Raw genomic sequence first — 11,243 nt, 5'->3', positions numbered from 1 at the left:
CATCGTACCATGGATCGCTCGTGGCATAGCCGCCGATACGGATACCGTCCCGGCCCATATACTGGATGCCGACGTCGCGCACTATGACGCGTGCGCCCATGATAGCGAGCCCGTCGCCGGTGTTCCCGCTTTCGCCGACGATGCCGCCGCCCTCGATGATGGAACCAAGCGCCCCTGGGTTTACCTGTATCGCTGGGCCAGCGCAGCTATTACCCTTAATAATGAGCGTGCCGCCGAGCAATTGGCCCGGCACGTAATGAGATCCCTCTAACTTGAGGTGCGTGGGCGCAGTCAGCTTAATCGTCTGCGAGATGCGCGGGCGACCTTGGATGATGAGCGGGCGGCTCCGGGCGTTCGCAACCGCGATGGCTGCCATAATTGCCGGATAGCTATCGGTTGACGAACCTTCACCTGCCTCGGTGTAACCCGTAAATCCAGACGCATAGACAAACTCGTCCATTACCTGCGCAGCAGTACGCGTTGCCGCGCCTATTCCTGCGGGGGTATGGCTGATCCCGGTCGCGCCCTGCCGTCTCCACACCCCGACCGATAGAGATGTGCTATCGGCCTTAATCAGATCTGGTAGGCTCTCGACATAGGGACCTGCGGCGCGGTCGAAATAATATCGCGCGTCTGGAATGCCCGGCACCCCGACCAGCGATGCTACCTTGCGCGTCACGTCCGAGGCTCGGAATGTAGCGAGCGTGGTATAGGTGTTGTCGGAAGGACCGGGGATAGTGCTTTGAAAGCCTGGATTTTGCGTAATCGCGTAATCGGCGAACTTGTTGAGAGCAGTTATATCGCTATCGGTAGGCAGAACGCCCCAAAGACCGTTACTACGGGCGATCTCGGCGAAGCTCGTTGCTTTATTAATGAGCTGATCGACCAGAATGCCGACGTCTTTTCCGTCTTTCCAACCGGCGATCTTCTCCGTCCCATCCAGCACTGCTGGCGGGCTAAAATCCCCAATTGTGGGCATGTCGGTACTCCAAGAATTAGGTTTCGTCGATCAGTTTCCGAGCGCGATGAAGTCGACGCCATCGATGGAATTGGTGGTCCCGCCGCCGCCCAGATTCATGAACAGCGTGACCGAACCCGCGCTTCGCGATTGTCGCTGAGGCCAAATGTCTTTGGTGTTCGTGCCCGATGCATTGATCGAGACTGGGATCAGTGCCCAGCACGCGTGGGGGAAGGGATCATCGAAAGTCACTGTCAGCGCTCCCTCTGAGAAGGTGCCCGAATCCGTTCCAACCTTGATGAGAAAACCGCCAGCGATGGGGATTGTGGCTTGGTTCGCACCGATGATGACGCCGCCGCCAACGCCACCTTGCGCAACGAACAGCACCCGAAGGGCTGCAAGCAACTGGCTATGATTACTTTTGTCGGGTGCGAGACCGGCTGCAGTGACCAGACCGACCAACTCTTCCTGGACGGTATTAAACCAGTCTTGGGTTGGAACCGTCGCTGGCGTTGATGTCGTGGGATCCCCGCTTGACCAATAGCCAGGTGTGCCCACCACTGCGGCCGGGGACGGCAGCGCGGCCGCTGCCGTCGGTCCATCGATCCGATGCATGATAATCCCTTCACGAAAGTAGGATGACGTCCGTGCCTGCCGGGCGGCCTGCGGCCAGTTCGCAAAGCAGGACGTCGATCGGAGCGCCGCCGAAATTGGAAACGATCGTCACGCCCCAAATGAACGTCCAGCGCACGTCGTTGATCGGCTCATTGATGCTGCTATGGCCGACCCGGAACGGTGAAAAGTTCGTGATCATAATCGTGAAACCGAGCGTTTTGGCCATGTCGAGATAGTGCTGGCGCGACTGGCCGCCGCCGCCAACGAAGCGCGCGCGGATTTGATCACAGCGTTGCTGCACAGTCGGTGCGTTTCCGGCGCAAGGATCTGGCAAGCCGAGCGTTGCTTCCCATTCCGGTATGAACCCAGATAGTGCTGATCCGGGGAGACTGCCCGCCAGGATCGAATTTGCTGCCGCATCAAGGGCAACAAGCGTCTTAGCTACACCTCGAAAAACGCGCGCCTGCACGCCATTCGGGTCGAGCGACCAGACGCGACCGCGTGGGCGCAGTGCCAGCGCTGCATCGGTGTAATCATCCTCGCTGTAGCGCGCGACGCCGACGGGTGCGGGCGGAGTTGGCAATTGCGATTTGGGAAGCGCCGGGAGCGGGATCGGAGGTGGCCGACTGGGCGGCGCAGGCGTCGCGACAGGAGACGCTGGCGGCGTCGGGACGGGCGTCGGCGTTGGGTTTGGGTTTGGGGCTGGATCGGGCGTAGTGATCGGCGACCCCGGATCGCCACCGCCATCCAGCGTATCGGGTTCAGCTCTCATATGTAGGTGATCGCGCCGGGAACGGGCAGTGCGCCAGCGTTGGAGGTGATGTTGCCGGTCGCGCCTGGCGAAACGGTCCCGGCCGAAGCCGTCACATTCGTCAGGACAAAGCCACCCGTCAGGGCCACGGCGGCGATCCCGCTCTCGATCGCTGAGACATTGGTAACCCCGCCCGGTCGGCCCGCAACCAACAGCGCATTCGCGAAGGCTGCAGCGATATCGGCTTTGGTCGCGGTGCTGGCCGTCGAAAGCCCGGCAATGGTCAACCCGATGACATTCTGTGTTGGTGCGACCGCATAAACCAAGGCGGTGACCGGCTGCTGAAAGTACAGGGCGTTGGCGAGGGCAAGTTGGTCGCCGGTCGCGGGCGTATCGCGCGTCTCGAGGCGTGCGCAGCCGTTGGTGCCCTGGGGGAAGCCTCCATGAGACGTTTGCGCGTCATCCATCATGAAAAACAGGACGACCGACCCCGGCCCCATCCCGCTCGGGATCACCCAGACCCGCGTGACGCCGGGCACCGCCAGCGCCCATTCGCCATAATCATCGATCGATCCGCCTTGGGGCGGCTTCTGATACGCGATCAGCATCCGGCTGCGCAGCGATGCGTCGGTCTCGACCGCCGCGCCGCCGGTACATGGTCCCGAACTTGTGCCCGTCGCGGAGACGCCAGCGATTCCAACACCCAGCGTGAGCGTAACGTCGGCGACGGCATTTGCCTCGATCCCTGCAACCGATGCGCTGATCGGAACTGTTGCAAAGCCACCCGTCACCGTAGCATCCGCGGTGCTTACGTAGCCGATGCCATCGTAACGGCTCACCAGCGACCCAGATGGTACGACCCTGCCGTTCGTCCCCGCAAACACGGCAGTTCCCGTCGCATTCGTCGCGGGTTTACGGGTGACGCCCTTGAGTGCTGCCCACCCCTCCAGATATTCATCGGTCGCCGTGAACGGATTGCTCTGCAGCGCGATCCAGTCGAGATAACCGTAAAGGCCATCGACCAGGCCAGCGAGAACTTCGGCGACGATGCCAAGGTTCGACCAGCGGAGCAACGCATCGAGCCCGGTCAGCACGGAATTGATCCCGGTCGCAGCGGTCACGCGCAGTTGCGACAGGTTCGGGCGTGCGAATGGCATCAGATTGTCTCCCAAACGCGCGCGAATTGCATCGCCATCTGCGTTCCGTCCTGCCGACGAAGCACGACCTGGGCGGCGATCGTCTTCGCGTCCCGATATTCCGCAGTCACCGCGATCGACGCGACCACGTCGTCATCGATCAGCCATTGCAGGGCTTGACCAATATCGTTTCGGATCAATTCCGGCAGATCGGGCGTCGCCTTAGACCGTTCGCGCAACCAAAGCTTGGAGCCGATAGACCCGGCCCACCATCCTCGAGGATCTCCGGTGCCGTCCGGAACAACATCGTCCGGCCCGGCTTCTGCGTCGGTGAAGAGGCTGATCAGGACCGCCGTCTGAAGGTCCTGATCCGAAACCAGTCCCGTGCCGGGGGTATAGGCATCTGCCGAGGTAAGATATTGGCGACCCTGCCCGTCGCGTATCGACGCACCTTTCTCATCGACGATGACGTTCGATCGACCGAGTGAGAGCGACCAGTCTCCGATGCCAGCTGCGGCGTCCCAGATGGTGGCAATGTCAGCCACAGGGCAGCTCACACGTCATGATCGGTTGCCCCGGTATTGCCGCTGATCGTGCCACCGGTATGCTTGTGCAGGTGATACGCATCGCGCAGTGCATTGAGGCTGACTGAGGTCCCATCGCAGCGGCTGACAAAGTCGCCCGTGGTTTCGACCGTGGGGGTCTCAAGTCGGACCTTGGTCGATGCCTTGACGGTGACGGTCGCCGCGTTCTGGACCATCACGTCGCCGGCCGCCGCGTCGATCTGCAGCACGCCGTCTTTGAGCCAGATATATGCCCCGCGCGCGCTGTCCTTCGCGCGGTAAAGCATCGTGTCGCCTGGTGCCAAATTGGTCGGCCGGGATGGCCGATGATTGGCCCCAATGGCGATTGTCTGGGACCGATCTCCGCCGAGGCGAAGCAGCACCACCTCGGTTTTTTCCGGTGCATTGCTCGATAAGCCGAACAGGCCAATCATCGCGATATCGTCCGTAAGGCTTTCGCCTTCGTCGCTACCGGTGTTCCCTTCCGATATTTGAAGGCGCTGAACGTCCTTGTCGTCCTTCACAAGCGTGAGGCGACCGCGACCGATCAGATTGAGAATTCGCGACATCATGGCAGCACCAATTGCGACGTCGAATCTGGCGCAATATCTGCCGTGTTGAGATTGGTCAGACTGATCGGTTCTGGAGCGAATGCCGATGGTTGCATGACGAACAAGTCTGCAACGGTACCGCGATCGGTCGATCGGTGAAAAGTCACCTCGGAGATGCACATCTGGCCCTCGCCGCGCAGGCCTGGGACATCGACATCAATCAGGGTGTTGGGCTTCCAGAGCCTGCCGGCGCTATCACGCCAACTATCGATCGTGACGAACGCGCCACCCGCACGACCTGCGCGCCGTGCCACCTCCCATTTGGCCTTCAATTCGGTGAAGAAGCGCGGTGAAAATGCCGCTTCGGTCACCAGATACATCAACCGATGACGCGGAACATTCGGGTCAAACGCAGTGAAATAAAAGAATGAGTCATCGCCCCCGGCAATATCGCCGAAGGTATTCTGCGAAAGCGCCGCGCAGCGGACCTCGGAATATCGTTGGTCCATTGAGTTGGTAACCGATGAATCGAGGACATTAACCCCATATTTTACGCCGCTGGCGGCCTTGACGGTTCCGACACGCGCAAGAAGCAGCGCGCCGTCCGAATCTTCATAGGCGAGCAATCCTGCGTTCCGCGCGTTCCGCTGAATGATCCCAGCAGCAGTCTCGCCATAGGTGATGTTGGTTTGTGGAACCGGCTGGCCAGCGTCGGTGCCAGCGGCAAGTTTGACCTCAATCCCATAAGGAGCAGCCAGCTTCTTGGCGATTTCCAACCCGGTTGCGCTAAGGATCTGGCCACCGTCCCACTCGGCTGAGCAATCGGTGAGATCCTGCGTCTTGCCGCGCCCGATCAAAGAGAGGGTGTGTCCGTCTGCGCTGGTCGTATTGCTGTCGCGATCGACGTATCCCGTAATCACGGTGTCGCTGCCGATCTTGACCACGCATGGGTCACCAGCTTTCGCGATGACCACCTTGCTGGTGATGGGCTCCTTCGAGCAAAGGCTGATCGCGAAGCTGTTCGGGAAAGCTTCGGCGCGGAGCGTTACGTCGATCGCTTCCCAGCCGGTAATCGCGTTGCCGCCGACCTCGATCGAGAGGTCTCCATCCGGTTTGTGTGCATCGGTCATGCGGATAGCGCCAGCAATTCTGTCGGCATGAAAAGGGGCGATGGCACTCCACTCTGAGTGACAAGCTGGGCGGCGCGGGTCGGATCGCGATACCAGCGCTGCGCCAGAACGATCGCCGGTGTTGCGCGAGGACTGCGAAAGGTTCGGACTTGCGCGAGATTGGCCCCGCGTGCGCGAAGGTCGCGCACAACAGCGCCGAGCGCAGCGGTCAACGCACTATAGGTTTCGCGGTCGCCAGCATCCGCTGCGATGGTCGCCTCTGCGTCGATCAGTGCGACTAGGCGTTGAACCATCGCTGCGGCATCATTCGCGCTGGTTGGCTGATATTGCCCTGCCGCGATAACTAACGAGGACGCAGCGGCGCGGCGCACCATCCCGCACACGGCCAGCCCGATCGCAGTGGTCGCTTCCGTGCGACCCGGATCGTAGCCGAGCAACTGCTCAAGCAATCGGATTGCATCGGCCGGGTCAGCGCAGGCATCTGCAAGCGCCTGCACCATTGCGACGATCGAGCTGGCGACGTCCTGCGCATAGCCGAGATCTGTGGTCGAAACTGCTGTCATCAGCGCTTGCGCTGCTGCCGCAATTCCGACCCGCGCACCCGAGGCGACACCAATCAGCGTCGCGACGGTCGTGCCTGCCGAATAGGCCACACTTGTCCGGTCGGAGAAACCCGCATTGCCCCCGGCGCTGAAGCGACCGTAATTGCCCGGAAGCTGAGCAGTGAGACGATGCAATGAGGTGGCATCAGCGCCGAGCGCAATTGCCTTGCTGCTCCAGGAGGCAGCAGTGATCCTCATATCCTGCCGCCGACCGCCGGCTGCGGCCGCAAGTGCGATCAGTCGCACACCATCGACGGCAAGAGCGAGCTTCCCGAGATTGGCCGCGCTGAGCAGGCCGGAGGATGACGAAAGGATCGATGGAAAATTGCGCTTACCGCTCTCGACGAACTCGATGTCAACGCTCGACTTGCGCCCGGCATCAAGCTCTTGGCTGACGTTAAAGCGCGTGACGCACACCTGAAGGATCCCCAGCGTTGGATGTGTGAGCATCCCCGCGCCCGACCGCTCGAGCGCTGCAATAAGCAAGGAACGCTGCAACTGCACAGGGCCGCCAGCAAATCGGATAGATCCGTCCAAAATGAAGCCGCGAAAGCGAAAGCGACGGGCTTCGCGACCCATATCCTCCGTCCATGGGTCGTCGCGCCCTGGATATTGGTGGACAACCTGGCGTCGCCCGCCGCCAATTTCGTCATTGGTGACGACAAAAGGAACGCCGCGGAATGTCGCCGGCAGAAGACCGCTGTTAGGCAATGCCATTTTCGGCCTCCATTCTCGGTTCGAGGGCGAAAGGGATCGTCACGATCTCATCCGCCATGCACCGGCTCAAAAGCATGGCTCACTGCAGGCGCGGGCCCGCTCCCCGCCTTGACAGTCGTGCGTGTCCCAGGCGGTGCATTCTTGTGCTCAACCGTGACGTGAACGGGGATCGCAGATAGGGCTCTAGCGACGGCCGCGCGCTCTGCACCATCTCGATCCGGGTTTGCAGGGCGTTCAACATAGCGCGCGAAGCCCGCTGCCACGGATCCAGCATCGTTGCCGTTCGCTCGAGCACGCTGCCAATTCTTCTTTTCTGAATGTTGGAGCTCGTACAGCATCGCATCGATTTGCTGATCCTCGCTCGCGTTCTCGATATCGACGCCCGTTATCCGTCGAAAGAGCGCCTTCCGCGCCTTGTCAGTTACCTGGAACAGTCCACGACCATTCCCGCCTCTTTCGCGCGCTCGGTAGTTCGCGCCACTTTCCCGCACCGCATTCGCCGCTATGGCCGTCGCGTCACTGAACGGGACTCCCCGGGCAACAAGCTTGTCGCGGAGGGTAACCCCCTTACGCGCTTCGCTGATCGCGCCCTCACGCGTCAGTCTTCCACCTCCGCCACCGGCATAATTGACCGCGCCTTCGAAGCGCGATGAAGCGCGTTCAAGTTTATCAGCAGCACGCTCGCTGGTTGCAGAAGCGCGCTCGTTGGTGCGGGAGCTGCTCATCATGGATCGCGCGCTCGAAATGACCGCGGTCCCTACGGTATCAACACCTTCGGCAACCATCCGCGACGCAGCATTGGTGCCGCGCTCGGCCATTTGGGCACCGATCGTGTCGCGTCGTGCGATGCGCTTGCCGGTCGTGATACCAGCGTCATCGATGACAGCGCCTTCCTTCCCGGCGCGTTCCATATCCTGTGACAGGGCCTTACCACCCTGGCTGAAGGCGGGCAGCGCAGACTCCGGGATACCGAGGATGCGAGCGGCCGTGCGGCGTCCCGACGAATTCTGGCGGCTTACCGCATCAGCGATCTGCGGCAGCATTGCCTCTACGTCGACCGTGCCATCGCTTTTGGTCTTCAACGACACGCCCATACGTGCCAGCAGCGCCAAGGCATCATTGTTGCGCCCATAGCGCGCATCGTTGAGCGTCTGCGATAGGCCGCCCAGCGCCGCACCAGCCGTCCCCCGATCGACCCCGGAACGTTCGGCTGCGAGACTGAATTCCTGCAGGGCCTTTGTCCCGACCCCGATGATCTCGGCTGTTCGGCCGATCGCCGCCGCCCCCTTCGCCCAGCCATCGGCGACTTTGAACGCGGCATAGGCCGCTGCGGCCAATACCCCGATCGTGGCAGCGCCAGCAACCGCGACCCCGCCGAGCGCCCCCTCGAGCACTCCGCCCGCTGCCGATGCCTCACCCAAGCCGGATCCGAGCGCGGACGCTGCGGAGCGAGCTGCCCCGAGGCGGTCGGATAGCCCGCCGGTGATCGACCGCCCGCCGAAGGCACGCGCGGCAGCCTTTTCGACCTCGCCGAACGTGCGCGCCATGCGCCGGCCTGATGCACTGACTGTTCGCTCGCGCTGTTCGGCCGCCTTGCGGTCGATCGATCCGAGATTCTTAGAGATTTGACCGAGGCTTTTCTCGGCAGATTTCTTTCCCTTGGCCGTCTTATCGGAGGCTGTGATGTCAATGCCGAAAGTTGCCTGGGCAGTCATATCAGGCCTCCTTCATTCGACGAAGCCACCAAGCTCCCACCACTCGTTGAGCATCGACCAAGGATGGCCGAGAATTGCAGGTGGCAGGCAGCCGAAGGCACGCGCGAGAATTACGTGTCGCTGTCGCCAGTCTTCGGGTCGTCGAACAAAAAACTTGCGAGGTAGCGCGACCCAGCGCGGATATCGCGCGCGCCGATCATCTTCACTGCTGGCAATGGGATGCCCGAGACGATCGCGAGCGACATCAAGTCGGCCTCGACGCCGCGATATTTGTCGATCTCGAGCATCTGTGCGCCAGTCGGTTCGGTCAGGCGCATTTCGGTGAAGGTTTCGCCCAGCGTCACCGGCTTGCGCAGGGTGATGGTCAACTGGTCAGGGAGTTCGCTCATCAAAGAGTACCTTATGCTGCGATGACGTCGGGACCATCGAATTCGATGGTGAATGAGCCGTCTTCGGTGTTGGCCTCGATCGGGTCGCCGGTGCGCCACATATTGCGGCCGATGATCGATTTGCCGTTGGCAGGGGAGAGCACGATCGTCGCATTGGTCGCCGCGTTGAGCGCGGCGATGTCGACATTGTAACCGTCGCGTCCTTTCCAACTGATCTTCCCCTCCATCGGCATCTCCGAATACCCTTCGACGCCGGTCTGACCCTTTAGGGTTTCGCGATGGGCCGAACTCAGCCGGTAGGTCCCCTCGCCGACGATGGTGAAAGACTGGCCGTCGATCGTGACGGAAGCGGTGCCGGCAAGCCGGTTGGGGTCATTGGCCATTGCGGCGCTCTCCAGAAATTGAGGGGATCAGGCGTTGCGGAACTGCATCAACACGGCGAAGGTGCGGAGCTGGCCTATCAGCACAGCCGGAAGCAGGACGTTGACGCGATTGGGATTGGTCGCATCCTTCTCGACGACCAAGCCAGCGGCGAACTCGGCCGATTTCTGGACGTATCCCTGTCCTTCGAGCTCGCGATACAATGCGATGATATCGGCGCGGATCGTCGATGGCATGACGACGTTCGAGTTGGGCCTCACACGCGTGCCGTCAGCCGCGAGCTTCACGCGCGAATATTTGGCGGTGACCATCGCCGACAGCGACCGCAGCACGAAGACGATGAGGAACAGCGTCTCGATCTCGAGATAGCTATTATCGGGCTGGCCAGCCGCATTGGTGACATAAGTCGTCACCATATTTTCGATAACGAGATTTCCCGACGCATCGACCGTCCAGGTCGAGCATCCGCCATAGAGCAAGGTATTGTTGCGCGTGGTCAGGCTCCAGCGCGACGCAAGGGGTGGTGCCAGCACATTCGGGACGGTCAGATATTGCAACGGCACGGCTGGATCCGCGCGCACGCTGACCGCCGAGGTGGCCGCGAAGGCCGCCGCCCATTCCCACGCCGGTGTCGGGGAGTCATTGAACGGGATGCACGTGATGTGCTGGTTGTTGAGCGTGGTCGCAAAAGCTGCGTTGGCACCAGCGGTCCCGCGTTTGGCGATGAAGCAATGACCATAGACCTGGCTCGACCAGGACCACCGTCCGGTCGCGTCGTTCAGCAGCGCGACGATCGCCGCCAGCGATACGGTGTCGGTCAGCGAACAAACGATGAAATCGAACGGCGTATCGAGCAGGTTCGACAAGGCGGTCGTCAGAACGGGGTTGATCGCGCCGTTTGCCATCGGCGCCACTGAGGCAGCCAGCCCGGCCGGCATAGCTTCCTGGCTGGCCGGGCCCTTAAATGCGAAACGGATGTCGATATCGTTGCCACACTCGCCACCATTGCGGGCGGTCAGGTTGACCTTGCTGGCAACGGCCCCATCGACGGCCGCCGTCACCGGGAGACCGGACGTGGCATTGATCGCGGCTGCCACCGTAGTGGCGACCTGGGCGGCGGTTTGGCCACTGGCGATGATCGGGGAAACTGTGCGGCCTGCGATGTACAGCGGCAGGGTGCCAAGCGCCGTCGTCGGGCCGGTGAACGTGATGCTACCCGTCGCCTGCACCGCGGTGACATCATCGACCAGCGGAAGGACCCACATTTCGCCGCTCGGATCTCTATCACGATAGGCGTCGATCATGCCAGCGAGGATTGATCCCGGCCCCGCCGCGGTGCGCCCGTCCGACTGCGACGAGCAGATCGACGGGACGTTGGCGGTGAACGTGCCGCTGGAGAGCTTCTGGCCGATCAACAGCGCCCGCTGCGTCTGGGCAGAGGTATTGGCCTTGGAATTGTCGAGCTCGGCATAAAATAGCGGGACGCGCAGGTTCGACGGGATGTTTTTAAACGGGATCGTCATGGCTCAAGCCTCCTGAGCGGGCGCGGCGCGCGGGGATGCGCCCTTGGGCGCGGGCGGAGTGTCGGCAGGGGCTTCAACGACATCGCCGTCGGCGAGCAGCCGGGACCAGTTCAGATCCGTTTCGTCGATGTCGATGCCATCGCTATCGACGAAACGCTGCGTCGCGGGGTCGCGGACCAGACGGCCCGGTACGGAGACAATTTTCATGCAAA

13 protein-coding genes are annotated in these 11,243 nt (G+C 61.8%); all 13 read right to left on the bottom strand.

Annotated elements, in window-relative coordinates; all coding sequences use genetic code 11:
- Positions 1 to 979, bottom strand: a 979-nt coding sequence (locus EJC47_RS07620; protein WP_148110547.1) for a hypothetical protein, incomplete at its 3' end; no start/stop codon positions are given.
- A gap of 30 nt (positions 980 to 1,009) precedes the next feature.
- The gene (locus EJC47_RS07615; RefSeq protein WP_126846495.1) at positions 1,010 to 1,573 is read right to left on the bottom strand and encodes a hypothetical protein; all 564 of its coding nucleotides are present in this window, start codon (positions 1,571 to 1,573) and stop codon (positions 1,010 to 1,012) included.
- A 10-nt stretch (positions 1,574 to 1,583) separates the two neighbouring features.
- Entirely contained in the window at positions 1,584 to 2,345 is a 762-nt protein-coding gene (locus EJC47_RS07610) for a putative phage tail protein (RefSeq protein WP_126846493.1), read from the bottom strand.
- The gene (locus EJC47_RS07605; RefSeq protein ID WP_126846491.1) at positions 2,342 to 3,481 is read right to left on the bottom strand and encodes a baseplate J/gp47 family protein; all 1,140 of its coding nucleotides are present in this window, start codon (positions 3,479 to 3,481) and stop codon (positions 2,342 to 2,344) included. Before EJC47_RS07605 ends, EJC47_RS07610 begins: the two co-directional genes overlap by 4 nt.
- Positions 3,481 to 4,005 carry a phage GP46 family protein gene (locus EJC47_RS07600; RefSeq protein ID WP_185867589.1) on the bottom strand — a complete coding sequence of 175 codons (525 nt, stop codon included), beginning with the start codon at positions 4,003 to 4,005 and terminating at the stop codon, positions 3,481 to 3,483. The genes EJC47_RS07605 and EJC47_RS07600 overlap by 1 nt, the downstream gene beginning before the upstream one ends.
- 8 nt (positions 4,006 to 4,013) lie before the next feature.
- Positions 4,014 to 4,595 (bottom strand): phage baseplate assembly protein domain-containing protein, encoded by a 582-nt coding sequence (locus EJC47_RS07595; RefSeq protein ID WP_126846487.1) that lies wholly within the window; start codon positions 4,593 to 4,595, stop codon positions 4,014 to 4,016.
- Positions 4,592 to 5,704 (bottom strand): phage baseplate assembly protein, encoded by a 1,113-nt coding sequence (locus EJC47_RS07590; protein ID WP_126846485.1) that lies wholly within the window; start codon positions 5,702 to 5,704, stop codon positions 4,592 to 4,594. The genes EJC47_RS07595 and EJC47_RS07590 overlap by 4 nt, the downstream gene beginning before the upstream one ends.
- Entirely contained in the window at positions 5,701 to 7,023 is a 1,323-nt protein-coding gene (locus tag EJC47_RS07585) for a DNA circularization protein (RefSeq protein WP_126846483.1), read from the bottom strand. Before EJC47_RS07585 ends, EJC47_RS07590 begins: the two co-directional genes overlap by 4 nt.
- Before the next feature lie 47 nt (positions 7,024 to 7,070).
- Positions 7,071 to 8,738, bottom strand: a complete 1,668-nt coding sequence (locus EJC47_RS07580; protein ID WP_126846481.1) for a phage tail tip lysozyme — start codon at positions 8,736 to 8,738, stop codon at positions 7,071 to 7,073.
- A 110-nt stretch (positions 8,739 to 8,848) separates the two neighbouring features.
- Positions 8,849 to 9,127 carry a phage tail assembly protein gene (locus tag EJC47_RS07575; RefSeq protein ID WP_126846479.1) on the bottom strand — a complete coding sequence of 93 codons (279 nt, stop codon included), beginning with the start codon at positions 9,125 to 9,127 and terminating at the stop codon, positions 8,849 to 8,851.
- An 11-nt stretch (positions 9,128 to 9,138) separates the two neighbouring features.
- Positions 9,139 to 9,510, bottom strand: coding sequence for a phage tail tube protein (locus EJC47_RS07570; protein ID WP_126846477.1), 372 nt, complete (start codon positions 9,508 to 9,510; stop codon positions 9,139 to 9,141).
- 27 nt (positions 9,511 to 9,537) lie between these two features.
- On the bottom strand, positions 9,538 to 11,031 hold the full coding sequence (locus tag EJC47_RS07565; protein WP_126846474.1) for a phage tail sheath subtilisin-like domain-containing protein: 1,494 nt from the start codon (positions 11,029 to 11,031) through the stop codon (positions 9,538 to 9,540).
- 3 nt (positions 11,032 to 11,034) lie between these two features.
- Positions 11,035 to 11,238, bottom strand: a complete 204-nt coding sequence (locus tag EJC47_RS07560) for a DUF2635 domain-containing protein (RefSeq protein ID WP_185867588.1) — start codon at positions 11,236 to 11,238, stop codon at positions 11,035 to 11,037.
- Positions 11,239 to 11,243: the final 5 nt, after the last annotated feature.

Source organism: Sphingomonas sp. TF3 (genome assembly GCF_003985085.1).
Lineage (GTDB): Bacteria > Pseudomonadota > Alphaproteobacteria > Sphingomonadales > Sphingomonadaceae > Sphingomonas.
Note: the sequence above shows the minus strand (reverse complement) of the source record. Positions and strands in the feature narration are given on the sequence as shown.